Annotated in this window: 12 protein-coding genes; 1 reads left to right on the top strand and 11 read right to left on the bottom strand. The window is 67.9% G+C overall.

The window, feature by feature from the left end; genetic code table 11:
• Positions 1–13: 13 nt before the first annotated feature.
• The 5 genes from ACSQ25_RS06550 to ACSQ25_RS06530 form a co-directional block, all read right to left on the bottom strand.
• A complete protein-coding gene (locus ACSQ25_RS06550) occupies positions 14–1,228 on the bottom strand; it encodes a hybrid sensor histidine kinase/response regulator (protein ID WP_436104903.1) in 1,215 nt (404 codons plus the stop codon).
• Entirely contained in the window at positions 1,225–1,842 is a 618-nt protein-coding gene (locus ACSQ25_RS06545) for a chemotaxis protein CheB (RefSeq protein WP_436104902.1), read from the bottom strand. Before ACSQ25_RS06545 ends, ACSQ25_RS06550 begins: the two co-directional genes overlap by 4 nt.
• Positions 1,839–2,630 carry a CheR family methyltransferase gene (locus ACSQ25_RS06540; RefSeq protein WP_436108031.1) on the bottom strand — a complete coding sequence of 264 codons (792 nt, stop codon included), beginning with the start codon at positions 2,628–2,630 and terminating at the stop codon, positions 1,839–1,841. Before ACSQ25_RS06540 ends, ACSQ25_RS06545 begins: the two co-directional genes overlap by 4 nt.
• Before the next feature lie 47 nt (positions 2,631–2,677).
• Entirely contained in the window at positions 2,678–6,142 is a 3,465-nt protein-coding gene (locus ACSQ25_RS06535) for a response regulator (protein WP_436104901.1), read from the bottom strand.
• A gap of 123 nt (positions 6,143–6,265) precedes the next feature.
• Complete coding sequence (locus ACSQ25_RS06530; RefSeq protein ID WP_436104900.1) at positions 6,266–7,189, bottom strand: LysR substrate-binding domain-containing protein; 924 nt, start codon at positions 7,187–7,189, stop codon at positions 6,266–6,268.
• Positions 7,190–7,295: 106 nt separating this feature from the next.
• Between ACSQ25_RS06530 and ACSQ25_RS06525 the strand changes: the two genes are divergently transcribed.
• Positions 7,296–7,895 (top strand): NADPH-dependent F420 reductase, encoded by a 600-nt coding sequence (locus tag ACSQ25_RS06525; RefSeq protein WP_436104899.1) that lies wholly within the window; start codon positions 7,296–7,298, stop codon positions 7,893–7,895.
• Here the strand turns inward: ACSQ25_RS06525 and ACSQ25_RS06520 are convergent.
• The 6 genes from ACSQ25_RS06520 to ACSQ25_RS06495 all read right to left on the bottom strand — a co-directional run bounded on the left by ACSQ25_RS06520 (position 7,892) and on the right by ACSQ25_RS06495 (position 14,860).
• On the bottom strand, positions 7,892–10,444 hold the full coding sequence (locus ACSQ25_RS06520; RefSeq protein WP_436104898.1) for an excinuclease ABC subunit A: 2,553 nt from the start codon (positions 10,442–10,444) through the stop codon (positions 7,892–7,894). The two genes, ACSQ25_RS06525 and ACSQ25_RS06520, sit on opposite strands and share 4 nt — an antisense overlap.
• Positions 10,445–10,519: 75 nt before the next feature.
• Positions 10,520–11,767, bottom strand: coding sequence for a glycosyltransferase (locus ACSQ25_RS06515; protein ID WP_436104897.1), 1,248 nt, complete (start codon positions 11,765–11,767; stop codon positions 10,520–10,522).
• A gap of 8 nt (positions 11,768–11,775) precedes the next feature.
• Complete coding sequence (locus ACSQ25_RS06510; RefSeq protein ID WP_436104896.1) at positions 11,776–12,312, bottom strand: pyridoxamine 5'-phosphate oxidase family protein; 537 nt, start codon at positions 12,310–12,312, stop codon at positions 11,776–11,778.
• 106 nt (positions 12,313–12,418) lie between these two features.
• Positions 12,419–12,856 (bottom strand): MarR family winged helix-turn-helix transcriptional regulator, encoded by a 438-nt coding sequence (locus ACSQ25_RS06505; protein ID WP_436104895.1) that lies wholly within the window; start codon positions 12,854–12,856, stop codon positions 12,419–12,421.
• Positions 12,846–13,721 carry an alpha/beta hydrolase family protein gene (locus ACSQ25_RS06500; RefSeq protein WP_436104894.1) on the bottom strand — a complete coding sequence of 292 codons (876 nt, stop codon included), beginning with the start codon at positions 13,719–13,721 and terminating at the stop codon, positions 12,846–12,848. The genes ACSQ25_RS06505 and ACSQ25_RS06500 overlap by 11 nt, the downstream gene beginning before the upstream one ends.
• 71 nt (positions 13,722–13,792) lie before the next feature.
• Positions 13,793–14,860 (bottom strand): SDR family oxidoreductase, encoded by a 1,068-nt coding sequence (locus ACSQ25_RS06495; protein WP_436104893.1) that lies wholly within the window; start codon positions 14,858–14,860, stop codon positions 13,793–13,795.
• Positions 14,861–14,867 lie beyond the last annotated feature (7 nt).

Raw genomic sequence — 14,867 nt, 5'->3', positions numbered from 1 at the left:
TACAAGATGAAGATCAGGCCGTCGTGACCGCCGGAACCGTCTGCTCGCAGGTCGGCAAAATCAGGGTAAAGGTCGAGCCCTCCCCCGGTTTGCTGGTCACGCGCAGCTCGCCGCCATGCGAGATCGCCAGCTGGCGCGAGATGTACAGCCCCAGGCCCAGCCCCTTCGGCTCGCCGTTGCGGGCGCCGCGCTCATAGGGTTCGAAGATGCGCTCCAGGTCGGCCGGGGCGATGCCCTTGCCTTCGTCGCGCACGTGGATGCTCACCGTGTCGTCCGCATACTGCACGCTCACCTCGACCGGCTGGCCGCCGCCATAGCGCAGCGCATTGGTCAGCAGGTTGACCACCACCTGCTCGACGCGGAACTCGTCCCAGCAGCCCTCCACCGGCGGATGCGGCTGCAGCGACAGCTTGCAACCGGTCGCGTTGGCCTGCAGCGACAGGTCGCTCACCACCCGCTCGAGCAGGTCCATCAGCTGCACCTGGCCCGGGCGGATCGACAGCTGGCCGCTGCGCATGCGCGAGACGTCGAGCATGTCGTCGATCAGGCGGATCATGGCCTTGATCTGGCGCTCGTCGCGCTTGATCATCTTGTCGAACTGGTCCGGATTGATCGTGGCCAGCGTGCCGCGCTTGAGCTGCAGGCTGCGCATCTGGGTTTCCAGGAACAGGGTGTTGAGCGGCGTGCGCAGCTCATGCGCGACCAGGGACATGAACTCGTCGCGCATGCGCAGCGAGCGCTGCAGCTCTTCCTGGGTCTGGTGCAGCTCGCGCAGCAGGGTTTCCTGCTCCTGGCGGCTGCGCTCGAGCGCGGCCATCTGGCGCTGCATCTCGCGGCGCTGCTGATCGAGGGTAACGAACACGTTGACCTTGCTGCGCACCGCATCCGAATCGAGCGGCTTGTAGAGGAAATCGACCGCGCCCGTCTCGTAGCCCTTGAAGGCGTAGTTCAGCTCACGCCCGGCGGCGGACACGAACACGATCGGGATATTGCGGGTACGTTCGGTGCCGCGCATCAGCTCGGCCAGTTCGAAGCCGTCCATGCCCGGCATTTGCACGTCGAGAATGGCGAGCGCGAAGTCGTGCTGGAGCATCAGCGACAGCGCTTCGTCGCCCGAGGATGCCTGGAACACCAGGCGGCCTTCGCCGCGGATCAGGGCGTCGAGGGCGCGCAGGTTTTCCGGCAGGTCGTCGACGATCAGGAGTTTGCTTGGGTCTTGGACGCTCATGGGTTCCTCAGCATGGGAAGCAGTGCGCGGATGCCGGACAGGGGCAGCACGAGATCGGGGGTGCAGCGCCGGATGGCTTCTTCCGGCATCGCGCTGGCCTGGGCCTCGATCGGATCCTGCACCACGGTCAGGCCGCCGCGTTCGCGAATGCGGCACATGCCCTCGGCGCCGTCGTGGTTGGCGCCGGTCAGCAGTATACCGGCGAGCAAGGGGCCGTAGGCATCGGCGGCCGATTCCATCAACACGTCGATGGCCGGACGGGCGAACTGTACCGGCGGCTCGCAGCTGAGCGAGAAGCAGCGGTCACGCTCCACCGACAGATGATAGCCCGAACCCGCGAAATAGATCACGCCGGGCTCGAGCGGTTCCTTGTCACGCGCCTCGCGCACCGGCAGCGCGGCGCGCAGTTCGAACAGCTCGGCCAGGCGGCTGTCGCGGTCGGCCGGCACGTGCAGGATGCAGACGACGCTGGAACGGTAGTCCGCCGGGATCGTCGGCAGCAGGCCGACCAGCGCATCGACGCCGCCGGCCGAACCGCCGATCACGACCAGCTCGGTGCGGCGGCCGCGCAGGGCCGCGCCGACTGCCTCAAGTTGGCTTGCAGGAATGCTCACGCGGCACCCTTGCGGTAGATGCGCTCGCGCCGCGCCAATACGTCGAAGCGCTCGGCATAGCTGGAGAAATCGATGCTCTCCTTGCTGCCCAGGCCGAGGAAGCCGCGGTAGCACAGCGATTCGTGGAACAGGCCCAGCACGCGGTCCTGCAGCTTGCGGTTAAAGTAGATCAGCACGTTGCGGCAGCTGACGAAGTGGGTTTCCGAGAACACGCTGTCGGTCGACAGGCTGTGGTCGGCGAAGCTCACGTTCTCGACCAGCACGCGGTCGAACAGCGCGCCGTTGTAGGCCGCCGTGTAATAGTCGGAGAAGGCGCGCTTGCCGCCCGCCTTCTGGTAGTTCTCGGTGTACAGGCGCATCCGTTCCAGGTTGAACACGCCGCGCCGCGCCGCTTCCAGCGATTCCGGATTGATGTCGGTGGCGTAGATGATGGTGCGATCCAGCAGCCCTTCTTCCTGCAGCAGAATCGCCAGCGAATACACCTCCTCGCCGGTGCTGCAGCCGGCCACCCAGACCTTCAGCGAGGGATAGGTCTTCAGGAAAGGCACGACGTGCTCGCGCAGCGCCAGCCAGTATTCCGGGTCGCGGAACATCTCGGTGACCGGGATGGTCAGGTACTGCAGCAGCTGGGCGAAGCCGTCCGGCTCGTGCATCAACTTGGCCTGCAGGGCGGACACGGTGTCGCACTCCATCTCGCGCATGGCCACCAGGATGCGGCGCTTCTGCGAGGCGCCCGTGTAGTCCCGGAAGTCGTAGTTGTACTTCAGGTAGACGGCTTCGACCAGCATCTTCAGCTCGATGTCGAAGTCGTCAGGCTGGTTCGGATTCACGGGGTTCAAATGCGCTCCAGTGCCGGCATCCACACGCGCAGCAGCGAATACAGCCGGCTCAGGTCGATCGGCTTGGCCAGGTAGTCGTTGGCGCCGGCCGCCAGGCACTGCTCCTGGTCGTCCTTCATGGCCTTGGCCGTGATCGCGATGATCGGCAGGCGCTCGAAGCGGCCATCCGCACGGATGCGGCGGGTCGCTTCCAGGCCGTCCATGCCCGGCATCATCACGTCCATCAGCACCAGGTCGATGGACGGCACTTCATCGAGCTTGGCGATCGCTTCGAAGCCGTTGCGGCCGACTTCCACCTTGGCGCCGCGCGACTCGAGCGCGCTGGTCAGTGCGAACACATTGCGCACGTCGTCGTCCACCAGCAGGATGGTACGCCCTTCGAACACGCGGTCGCGCCCGCGCACGGCCTTCAGCATGGTCTGGCGCTCGGACGAGAGCTCGCTTTCGACCTTGTGCAGGAACAGCGTGACTTCGTCCAGCAGGCGCTCGGGCGAGCGGGCGCCCTTGATGATGATCGAGCGCGAATACTTGAGCAGCTGGGCCTCTTCGTCGCGGGTCAGGTTGCGGCCGGTGTACACGATCACCGGCGGGAAGGAGCAGACTTCCTCGCTCGCCATGCGCTCCAGCAGTTCCCCGCCCTGCATGTCGGGCAGCTTGAGGTCGATGATCATGCAGTCGAAGATCTGCGCGTGCAGCAGGGCCAGGGCTTCGCCGCCGGTGCCGACCGCATTGATCTCGACGTCGGCGTCGGCGATCAGCTGTACCACGCTCTCGCGCTGGCGCTCGTCGTCCTCGACCAGCAGTACGCGCTTGATCTTCTGGCTCGATTTTTCCTGCAGCTTGCGGAACACTTCTTCCAGCTGCTCGCGGCTGGTCGGTTTCAGCGCATAGCCGATCGCGCCCAGGTGCAGGGCCTCGCCGCCGTTCTCCACGCTCGACACGATGTGCACGGGAATATGGCGGGTGGCCGGGTTGTCCTTCAGCTGCTGCAGCACCGACAGGCCGGAGCTGTCCGGCAGGCGGATGTCGAGCAGCACGGCGTCCGGTTTCTGGCTGGCGGCCAGCGCCAGACCCTCGCCGGCGCTGAGCGCCACCAGGCAGCGGTAGTCCAGTTCGTGCGCGAGGTCGAACAGGATGCGCGCGAACTCGGGCTCGTCCTCGATCACCAGCACGGTACGGGCGCCGGCGGCGGGCTGGTCGCGGTCGTCGGCGAAGCTGGCCACCGGCTCGCTGGGGGCCGGCGCCGGCGTCGGCGCGGGAGTCGTCACCGGGACCGCCTGCGCCTGCGCCAGGGTCGGGGTGGCCGGCGGGGTCGCCGCCACCGCGCCGCTGCGCGGCAGGCTCAGGGTGAACAGGCTGCCCTCACCCGGCGCGCTCGACACATTCAGGCTGCCGCCCAGCAGGTTGGTGAGGTCGCGCGAAATCGACAGGCCCAGGCCGGTGCCGCCGAAGCGGCGGCTGGTGGTGCCGTCGGCCTGGTGGAAGGCATCGAAGATCTTTTCCTGCTGTTCCGGGGCGATGCCGATGCCGGAATCGCGCACGCCGAACTGCACCCAGCCTTCCGGCGTGATGCCGACCGTCATGCGCACGGCGCCCTTGTCGGTGAATTTCACGGCGTTGGACAGCAGGTTCTTGAGGATCTGCTCCACGCGCTGGCGGTCGGTGGTGATCGCCGCCGGTACGTTCGGATCGATCGCCACGCTGAACTCGAGCGCCTTCTGGCGCGCCAGCGGCTCGAAGCTGCGCGCCAGGCCTTCGACCATGCGGCGCAGCGGCACTTCTTCCGGCACCAGTTCGAGCTTGCCCGCCTCGACCTTCGAGATGTCGAGGATGTCGTTGATCAGGTGCAGCAGGTCGTTGCCCGCCGAATAGATGGTCTGGGCGAAGCGCACCTGCTCCTCGTTCAGGTTGCCGGCCGCGTTATCGGCCAGCAGCTTGGCCAGGATCAGCGAGCTGTTGAGCGGCGTGCGCAGCTCGTGTGACATATTGGCCAGGAATTCGGACTTGTAGCGGCTGGCGCGCTCCAGATCCAGCGCGCGCTGGCGCAGCTGGTCCTGGGCGGCCGTCAGGGCCGCGTTCTTCATGTCGAGACTGAGCGCCTGCTCGGCCAGCTGGTCGTTGGTGGCGCGTAGTTCGGACTGCTGGTTTTCCAGCGCCGTTTGCGACTCTTCCAGCGCACGCGACTGCTCTTCCAGCTCTTCGTTGGCGGTGCGCAGTTCTTCCTGCTGCACCTGCAGTTCCTCGTTCAGGGTCTGGGTTTCTTCCAGCGCGTGCTGGAGGCGCTGGCGGTACAGCACCGCCGCCATCGAGGCGCCGACGGCCGGCGCGATCAGTTCCATGAACTCACGGTCGCGCGCCGTGATCGGGTGCAGGAAACCGATCTCGATCACGCCCTTGACCTTGCCGTAGTTATAGACCGGGGCGATCAACAGTTCGCGCGGCGACGCTTCGCCCAGGCCCGAACCGACCTTGATGTAGCCCTCCGGCAGCTCGCGCAGGTGCAGGAGACGGTTTTCGTTGGCGGCCTGGCTGGCCAGCGATTCGGTCGGCTGGATCAGTTGCGCATGCTCGGCGGTATCGTGGGCAAAGCCGTAGGCGCCGATGCGGCGCAGCACGCCCTCCTCGCTGCGCACATACATGGCGGATACCACACCGTCCACGTAGCGCGTCACCTGGGCCAGCACCGCCTCGGCCAGCGGCTCGAGCGTGTGGATGCCGGTACTGCGCGTGGCCAGTTCGGCCTGGCCGTCGCGCAGCCAGGCCTGGTGGCGCAACTGGGCGTTGTGCTCGGCTTCGTGCTCGATCGTCTCGTTATAGGCCGTCGACAGGCTGACCAACTGGCGGCGCCCGAACATGGCGAGGCCGGCGCCGATCGACATGCTGAGCAGCAGGAAGCAGGCGACCGACCAGGTGGTGACGCGGCGCGCTGAATCGTTGCGCTCCTGCAGCAGGCGGCGTTCGGCATCGAGGAAGAGCTCGAAATTGCGGCGGATCTCGTCGGTCAGGTTCTTGCCGCGGCCGGCACGTACAGGCTCGACCACGTCGAAGCCCCCACGGCGCAGTTCGACCATGTTGTCGGCAAACTGTTCCCACTGGGTTTGCGCAGCCTGGACGCGCCGGACGCGCTCGATCTGGACGGGATTGTCCCGGACCACCTCTTCGAGACTTTGCAGCCCGGTCTCCATACGCTGCTTGGCCGAGGTGTACGGCGCCAGGAAAGCCTCGTCGCCGGCGATCAGGTAGCCGCGCATGCCTGCTTCCATCTCGGCCGACAGCTTGCTGACCTCCTGGGCGTTGCCGATGACCCGCTCGGAATGCTCGACCAAGGTCAGCACATTGATCAGGTAGGCAATGATGGCCACGAAGACGATCGCCGTGACGACGCTCATTCCCAGCGGCAGGGCCACGTTGCGGGTCAGGATACGGCGGAATTGTTGGGTATCGATGCTTGGACCGGTCATGCTTGCCGAAAATGTTAGGAAAAAAATATCCTAAGTGTAACGCATGGCTTGATTTTTTCGCACACAATTGGATTGCTCTAGCAGCACGACAATTACTAGTTATGCAATAAACACGGCGGCGTTTCAGCCTGCACGGAAGCGCTCGGCCAGCCCTTGCTCCCGGAACTGTTCGGTGACATGGTCGACGAAGGCGCGAGTCTTGGCAGGCAACAGTTTTTGGCTGGTGAAATAGAGGGAAATCTGGCCTGCGTCCTGGTGCCAGTCCGGCAGCACCCGCACCAGCTCGCCGCGCTCGAGATGGCGCAAGACATTCGGCAGCGCCATCAGGCCGATCCCCATGTGCATCAGCACGCCCTGCACCAGCGCGTCCGGGTCGTTCACCGTCATGCGGGCACGCTGCTCGCATGGCTGCTCGATGCCGCTCCGGTTGCGCAGCACCCGCTGGCGCACGCGTCCGGTCACGACCGAGCGCATCACGACGCCGTCGATCTCCGCCAGATCGGCCGGGGTGGCCGGTAGCGCCACGCCGCGCAGGAACTGCGGCGTGGCGACCGCGACGATGTGGACACGCCCCAGTTCGCGCGCGACCACGCCCGGCGTCAGCTCGAAACCGCCGCCCACGGCGACATCGATGCCGTCGCGGATCAGGTCCACCTGGCGGTTGTCGAAGTGCCAGTCGGGCTGCACGGCCGGATAGCGCGCCAAAAAGGCCGGCATCAAGGGCAGCAGGTAGTCGCGCCCGAAGCCATGCCCGGCGCTGATCTTGAGCACACCGGCAGGCTGCCCGGCATTCGCCGTGACCTCGGCGATCGCCGTCTGGATGCTGTCGAGCCCGCTGGTGACCGCCTGCAGGAAGCGTTCGCCCCCTTCGGTCAGCGTGAGGCCGCGGGTGCTGCGCTGGAACAGGCGTACGCCCAGGTTGCGTTCCAGCTGGGCCACGTTGCGGCTGACGGCGGCCGGGGTCAGCCCCAGGCGCCGCGCGGCGGCCGAGAAACTGGTCGACTCGGCGCTGCGCACGAAGGATTCCAGGTTCGACAGGGTTTCCACGGCTCTGCTTTCAAGTATTCGTTGAAAGGGATTATAGACGACTGTGACTAGCTGTATAAGCCAGCACTCACCATACTGTATTCACCAACCAACGAAAGGAAACATCATGAACATCGGAATCATCGGCGCAGGCGCCATCGGTACTTCCATCGCCCGCGCCCTCGCCCGCGCAGGCATCGATGCGGTCATCGCCAACAGCCGGGGGCCGCAGTCGCTGGCCGCACTGGAACAGGAACTCGGCCCGCGCATCCGGGCGGTGACGGTCAAGGAAGCGGCGCAGGCGGACTTGGTCTTCCTGGCGGTGAACTGGTCGAAGCTGCCGGCAGCGCTCGACGGACTCGTCCCCTGGGACGGCCGCATCGTGGTCGACGCCAACAACCCGATCGAAGCGCCGGCCTTCCGTCCGATCGACCTGGGAGGACGCAGCTCGAGCGAAGTGGTGGCCGGCCTGGTGCCCGGCGCGCGCGTGGTGAAAGCCTTCAACCACCTGCTGGCGGCACTGCTGGCCGCCGATCCGCGCGCCGAGGGCGGACAGCGCCTGCTGTTCATCGCCGGCGACGACGCCCCGGCCAAGGCGCAGGTGGCCGGCCTGGCGGGACGACTGGGCTTTCTGCCCGTCGATCTCGGCGGACTGCGCGAGGGTGGCCGCCTGACCCAGTTCCCGGGCGGCGCACTGACTGCCATGAACCTGGTGAAGTTCGGCTAGGCCAAGTGGGCGCGCAGGTAGGGCGCGGTGCGGCTTTCCTTGCAGCGCGCCACTTCCTCGGGCGGTCCGGCACATATCACCCTGCCGCCCTCGTCGCCCGCGCCCGGACCGACGTCGATCACCCAGTCGCAGCCGGCCACGACGCGCATCGTGTGTTCGACCACGATCACCGTGTTGCCGGCATCGACCAGGCGGTTGAGCTGCAGCACCAGGCGGTCTGCATCGCGCGGATGCAGGCCGGTGGTCGGCTCGTCCAGCACATACAAGGTGTTGCCGCGGCCGGCGCGCTGCAGCTCGGCCGCCAGCTTGATGCGCTGCGCCTCGCCGCCCGACAGTTCCGTGGCCGGCTGGCCCAGGCGCAGGTAGTCCAGTCCCACTTCGCGCAGCACCTCCAGCGAGCGCTCGACCAGCGCCTCGCCTTCGAAGAAATCGATCGCCTCGCCCACCGTCATGCCCAGCACCTCGGCGATGTTCCTGCCGCGATAGCGGACCTCGAGGGTCTTGGCGTTGTAGCGCGCGCCCTCGCAGGTCGGGCAAGGCGCATACACGCTGGGCAGGAACAGCAATTCGACCATCACGAAGCCCTCGCCCGCGCAGTGCTCGCAGCGGCCTTTGGCCACATTGAAGGAAAAGCGGCCGGCGTCGAAGCGGCGCTTCTTCGCGTCCGGCGTGGCGGCGAACAGCTTGCGCACCTGGTCGAACAGGCCGGTGTAGGTCGCCAGGTTGGAACGCGGGGTGCGGCCGATCGGCTTCTGGTCGACCCGCACCATGCGCCTGACCCCTTCCATGCCCGCGACGATGCGGCCTTCGAGGGGCAGCGCCGCCTCCTGTTCCAGGCCCGGTTCATCGGCTTCCGGCGCTTCCGCTTCTGAAGCGCCCTGCCCGAGCGCGGCGCCGACCAGCTCCACCAGCACCTGGCTGACCAGGCTGGATTTGCCGGAACCGGAGACGCCGGTCACCGCGCTCAAGACGCCGAGCGGGAATTCCGCGTCGATGCCGTCCAGGTTATTGCGGCGCACGCCCTCCAGGCGCAGCCAGCCACTCGGCTGGCGCGGGGTACGGCGTTCGAGTGGCGCTTCATTGAACAGGTAGCGGCGCGTCTGCGATTCCTTCACCCGCTTCAGGCCATCGGGAACGCCGCTGTACAGCACCTGCCCGCCCTTCTCGCCCGCCGCCGGGCCGACGTCGACGATCCAGTCGGCGCGGCGGATCACGTCCAGCGCGTGCTCGACCACGAACAGCGAGTTGCCGGCCGCCTTCAGCTGGGCCAGGGCATCCAGCAGGGCTTCGGTGTCGGCCGGATGCAGGCCGGCCGAGGGTTCGTCCAGCACGTAGACTACGCCGAACAGGTTCGAACGCACCTGGGTCGCCAGGCGCAGGCGCTGCAGTTCGCCCGGCGACAGGGTCGGCGTGCTGCGCTCCAGCGCCAGGTAGCCCAGGCCCAGGTCGAGCAGCACGCGCAGGCGCGCGCACAGGTCCTGGGCGATGCGCTGGGTGACGATCATCTGCTCCGGGTGTTCCCTGGCGCGGGTCTTGTCCTTGGCCGCCTCGCCTGCCGCATAGGGCTTGAGCAGTTCGGCCAGGCGCGCCAGCGGCAGGCGCGACAAGTCCATGATGTCGATGCCGGCGAAGCTCACCGACAGCGCCTCCTGGCGCAGGCGCTTGCCGCGGCACAGCGGGCATTCGTTGCTCACCATGTAGCGCGCCACCCGCTTCTTCATCGAGGCGCTCTCGGTATTCGCAAAGGTCTGCAGCACGTAGCGGCGCGCGCCGGTGAAGGTGCCCTGGTAGCTCGGCGTCTCCTTGCGCCGCAGCGCCGCCCTGGTTTCCTTGGGCGTCAGGCCGGCATACACCGGCACGGTCGGGGTCTCGTCGGTGAACAGGATCCAGTCGCGGTCCTTCTTCGGCAGCTCGCGCCACGGGGTGTCGACGTCGTAGCCCATGGTGACCAGGATGTCGCGCAGGTTCTGGCCGTGCCAGGCCGGCGGCCAGGCCGCCACCGCGCGTTCGCGGATGGTGAGCGTGTCGTCCGGCACCAGCGACTGCTCGGTGACCTCGTAGACCCGTCCCAGGCCCGAGCATTGCGGGCAGGCGCCTTCCGGGGTGTTCGGCGAGAAGGATTCGGCGTACAGCAGCTCCTGGCCGGGCGGATAGTCGCCGGCGCGCGAATACAGCATGCGCAGGGAATTCGACAGCGTGCTGACGCTGCCGACCGAGGAGCGCGCCGTGGGCGAGCCGCGCTGCTGCTGCAGGGCCACCGCCGGCGGCAGGCCGTCGATCTCGTCGACCTCGGGCACCGGCATCTGGTGGAACAGGCGGCGCGCGTAGGGGGACACCGATTCCAGGTAGCGCCGCTGGGCTTCCGCGTACAGGGTGCCGAAGGCGAGCGAGGACTTGCCCGAGCCGGACACCCCGGTGAACACCACCAGCGCGCCGCGCGGGATGTCGACGTCGGCATTCTTGAGGTTGTGCTCGCGGGCGCCGCGCACCCGGACATAGCCTTCGCGGCTCTCGCCGGCGGCCGGCGGCTCGTTCTGCTTGTGTCGCATGGATTCCCCTGCATGCTGAGGTCGATACCGTATTTCATCCCAGTCGGAAGAAATCTACCGTGCGTTCCCCAACAGTTACAGGGCAAGCGCGGCCAGCCGTTCGCACAAGGGTCCCAGGTCGGCCGGGCCGGCCAAGGCAGCTGCCCTGCGGCAAGCTTCGCTCACACCCGGGTTGCCGACGATCTCACCCAGCCGCTTTTCCAGCCGTCCCGGGGTCAGGCGCGTGGCGTGCAGGCTGTTGCCCACGCCCAGGGCCCGCACCCGCGCCGCATTGTCGAACTGGTCGTGGGCCAGCGGCACCACCAGTTGTGGCGTGCCTGCACGCAAGGCTTCGGCAGTGGTACCGATGCCGCCGTGGTGCACCAGGGCGGCCACGTGCGGCAGCAGGACCCGCAGCGGCACGTAGTCCTGCCACAGCACCGGCGTCGGCAGATGCGCCGGCAACTGGGCCCGGTGCGGCGTCAGCAGGATCGCGCGCAGGCCGCGCCGTGCGCAGGCGTCGAGTGCGCAGCGGAAGTAATACGCCGCCTGGCGGTTGCCGGTGCCCGGCGTGAACACCACCGGTTTCGGCCCTTCTTCGAGGAAGCGCGCCACCGTTGGCGTCAGCTCGGCCTGGGGCGAGGGGTCGTACAGCGGAAAGCCGCAGCGCTCCAGGGGTTGCGGCCAGTCGGGCTGGGTCGGTGCGAACCATGCCGGGAACAGGGTCACCGACAGGTCCGGCACCTGCACGATGGTGTCGACCAGGTCGGCCACCGGCGCCAGCCCCTGCGCCGCGCGCGCCGCGTTTACGGCAGGTAGCGCCACCGGATTGATCAGGGCGTTAGCGAGCTTGCGCCACAGCCAGCGGCGCAGGCCCAGCGGCACCCAGCGCGGCACCGGCCAGGGCCCCAGCAGCAGCGGGTCGTGCACGGTCGGCAGGTTCGAGGGCGCCAGGTAGGCCGCCGCCACCTTCAGGCCGGGCCGGCGCGCACGGCACAGATCCGCTTCCGGCAAGGCCAGCGGATGCACCAGCAGCACGATGCGCTCGCCGGGCGGGAGCGCGGCGATGAAATCGGGCACCCGGGCCATCGCCGGACGGGTCGCGTTCCAGACCACGGCCAGGCCACGGGTCGGATGCCACAGGTCGGGATGGTCGAGCACCGCCTCGTCGGCAGGCAGGCCGTGGAAGGCGAGGCCGGTCGGCTCCACGAAAGGCGCGTGCTGCTGGGGACCGAGCATGCTGACCCGCTGCCCGCTTTCCTTCAGGGCCAGCGCCACGCGCATGAAGGGAAACAGGTCGCCGGCCGAGCCAATGGTGACGACGACGAAGTGCGGCTGAGCCATCGTGCGCGTCAGAAACTGAGCTTGCCTTCGATCGAATCGTCCAGGGTCTTGCCGAGCACCGCGCCGACCACGATCTTCGCCCCGGCCACGGCGTCGCCGTGCTTGTTGTCCCAGTAGTAGCCCTGGCGCGGAATGACCCGGATGGCGGTGATGCGCGGATCGTCCTCGCCTTCGGTGAACCAGGTCTTGAGCATGAAGTTCCACAGTTCCTTGATGCGCCGGCGGTCGGTGATCACCTCGGCATAGCCGTCGAGTTCGAGGAAGCCGGAATGCGCGCCCTGCTGGAAATACAGCTTCACGCTTGGGTGGGCCGCGATCTCGGCGTTCTTGTGGCTGTCGCTGGCGCTCAGGAACCAGAGCTGGCCGGCGTCGTCCACCTCGCGCACGCTCATCGGCCGCACGCCCCGGCTCGGGCCCATGCCGCCATGGCTGACGAAAAAGCAGCTGTCGGCATCCTTCGCCATGTCCTTGAGGCATTGCACGGCCTCCAGGCCGCCGAGGTCGAGCCGGTTCTGTTCGGGCTGATTGCGGTTGATCGAATCCATGGGGTCTCCCGGTCTGCTGTTTGCGGATGGGACGACTCTAGCTGCGATGGACCTGCGGGTATGTGGGCGCGCGTACACTGACGGTCAAAACGCGCCGGGACGCGGGTCATTCCCGCGGCGCGCCGGGCTCGAGCAGCGCTGCCTGCTTCAGCCAGCGTGCCACCACCTGCAGTTCCTCGTGCGTAAACCCGTCGGCCAGGCGCGCGTTGAGCTCGACCAGTACCTCGCCGGCCCGGGTACCCGCATCCGCGCCCTCCCCGGTCATGCGCAGGCGGGTCAGGCGCGCATCGCCGGCGTCGGCGACGCGCTCGACCAGCCCGGCCGCCTGCATGCGCTTGGACAGGTTGGTCACGGCAGCAGGGGCCACACCCAGCTCCCCGGCGATCTCGCCGATGGCCGCATCGCCCCTTGACTTCAGCACGAACAAGAGGCCGACCTGGGCCGCGCTGATGCCTTCCCAGGCTTCGGGACGGGTTTCGATCCAGCGCTGCAGCGCACGCTGGGCACGGTTGAGCAGTTGGACGAAGCGCGGCTTAGTTGACATGCTGCACTCGCTGCGCCTGGACCTGCAGCCAGTCCGCCACCTGCGGCCACAGCGCCGCCTCGCAGCGCCGGCGGAAGAATCCCATGTGGCCCACCGCCGGCAGGCCGGCCGCGCGCGGATTGATGTTGTGCCTTTCCATTGGCGCGTTCTGCAGGTGCGACACCAGCATGTCGACCGCCACCGGATTGGCCCAGGGGTCGTCGTCGAAGCCCAGCACCAGCAGCGGAATCTCGACCCGCGCCATGCGGCGCGCCGCGTCGACGGCCGGATCGTCGAAGAAGTAGCGCGGCAGCGCGGTCCAGCGGGCCCACTGCAGCATGACGCCGCGCGGCAGGTCTTCGCCCAGGCCGACGCGCCGGCCGGGCATGTAGCCGAACAGCCCGCACAGGAGCGGCGCCAGCACGCGCAGCACGACGCGCACCCGCAGGCGTTCGCCCAGGCCGCGCACGGTGTGGGTGGCGCCCGCATGCGAGGCAATCAGCACGGCCGCCTGCAGGCGCGCCGTCTCGGGCGACAGGCCGATCGCATGGCCGCCCACGCTATGCCCCACCGCCAGCAGCGGCAGGCCGGGAAAGCGCGCTTCGGCCCAGCGCGTGACGGCGGCGACGTCCTTGTCGATCCAGTCCGACATCGTCACTCTGAAGCCGCGCAGGCTGTGCGGCCGCGAGCGGCCGGTGCCGCGGTAATCGTAGGTGACGACGTTGAAGCCGCGCCCGGCCAGCCAGGCGGCAAAGGCCGCGTAATAGGCCTGGGTGACCGCCGTGGCCGGGTGCAGCAGGACGGTGGCGGTGGCGCCGGCCACCGACCAGCAGCTCGCTTCGATCGGCATCCGGCCGGCGGGAATGGAGAGATGTTCGGGGCTCATGGCGTCAATATCGTTAACGTGTTAACGACTTTAGCACCAGTATGCTCCCACTGCAAGCGGCCGGGTCAGCGTCAGGGAATCAGGCGTGCCGCGCGCAGCTGGGCGAACAGGTCGAAGAAGGACTCGTCGGTGGCCTGGTAAGCCGTGAAGCCGAGCTTGCGGCTGCGTGCCATGTCGGTCATCACTTCGATCGGGCGGCCGAGATCGAGGTCGGTGTGCCAGGGGGAGGCCAGGCGGTCGAGATCCGGTTCGGCCAGGCCGTGGCGTGCGGCAATGTCGCGCCACAGGGCGTGATTGTTCGCCATCGTCGTCTGCAATGGCTGAGTGCTGCCGTTGAAGCCCGCGGCTTGCACGCCAAACCAGTCGGCGATGCGGCCCCACAGCCAGCTCCAGCGGAACAAATCGCCGTTGACGATGTTAAAGGCTTCGTTGCGGGCCGCGTCGGTATTGGCCGCCCACACCAGCTGTCTGGCGAGCATGCGGGCGTCGGTGACGTCGGACAGGCCGTTCCACTGCGCGCCCGAGCCGGGGAACTGGAAGGGACGCCCGGTCTCCTTGCAGATGGTGGCGTACACCGCCAGGGTGGTGCCGAGGTTCATCGCATTGCCGACTGCCATGCCGACGATCGAATGCGGGCGGTGGATGGTCCAGGTAAAGCGGTCGCGCTCGGCCGCCGCGTAGACCTCGTCTTCCTGGGCGTAATAGAAATTCTCGACAGGCAGGCGCGGCTGGCTTTCGCGCAGCGGCGTGTCGGGCAGCGTGCCCGAGGCGGCATAGGCTTCGAAGGGGCCGAGGTAGTGCTTCAGGCCGGTGACCAGGGCGACGTGGCGCAGCGACTTCTTGCCCGACAGCGCGGACAAGAGGTTGCGCACCATGGCGGCATTGACGCGGATGTTCTCGGCCTCGGTGGCCTGGCGCATCCAGGTGGTGATGAAGACGTGGGTCGGCGACACATCGGCCAGCGCGGCGCAGAGGCCTGCGGGATCGAGCAGGTCGGCGGCCACCGGCAGCAGGCCGGGGATGTCATTGCCGGGCCGGCGCGCCAGCCCATGGACGGTCCAGCCGTCCGCCAGCAGCGCGCGCGCCGTATAGTTGCCTCCGATACCGCTGACGCCGACTACCAGTGCTGTCCTTGCCATTGCCGCC

Source organism: Massilia sp. LjRoot122 (genome assembly GCF_964252725.1).
Lineage (GTDB): Bacteria > Pseudomonadota > Gammaproteobacteria > Burkholderiales > Burkholderiaceae_D > Telluria.
The sequence above is the reverse complement of the archived record's forward strand: the minus strand, read 5'-3'. Positions and strand labels throughout refer to the sequence as shown.

Coding starts and splice junctions, on each gene's coding strand:
- ACSQ25_RS06550 (WP_436104903.1), bottom strand. CDS start 1,228: ATGAGCGTCCAAGACCCAAGCAAACTCCTGATCGTCGACGACCTGCCG.
- ACSQ25_RS06540 (WP_436108031.1), bottom strand. CDS start 2,630: ATGCTGGTCGAAGCCGTCTACCTGAAGTACAACTACGACTTCCGGGAC.
- ACSQ25_RS06535 (WP_436104901.1), bottom strand. CDS start 6,142: ATGACCGGTCCAAGCATCGATACCCAACAATTCCGCCGTATCCTGACC.
- ACSQ25_RS06525 (WP_436104899.1), top strand. CDS start 7,296: ATGAACATCGGAATCATCGGCGCAGGCGCCATCGGTACTTCCATCGCC.
- ACSQ25_RS06520 (WP_436104898.1), bottom strand. CDS start 10,444: ATGCGACACAAGCAGAACGAGCCGCCGGCCGCCGGCGAGAGCCGCGAA.
- ACSQ25_RS06515 (WP_436104897.1), bottom strand. CDS start 11,767: ATGGCTCAGCCGCACTTCGTCGTCGTCACCATTGGCTCGGCCGGCGAC.
- ACSQ25_RS06510 (WP_436104896.1), bottom strand. CDS start 12,312: ATGGATTCGATCAACCGCAATCAGCCCGAACAGAACCGGCTCGACCTC.
- ACSQ25_RS06505 (WP_436104895.1), bottom strand. CDS start 12,856: ATGTCAACTAAGCCGCGCTTCGTCCAACTGCTCAACCGTGCCCAGCGT.
- ACSQ25_RS06500 (WP_436104894.1), bottom strand. CDS start 13,721: ATGAGCCCCGAACATCTCTCCATTCCCGCCGGCCGGATGCCGATCGAA.
- ACSQ25_RS06495 (WP_436104893.1), bottom strand. CDS start 14,860: ATGGCAAGGACAGCACTGGTAGTCGGCGTCAGCGGTATCGGAGGCAAC.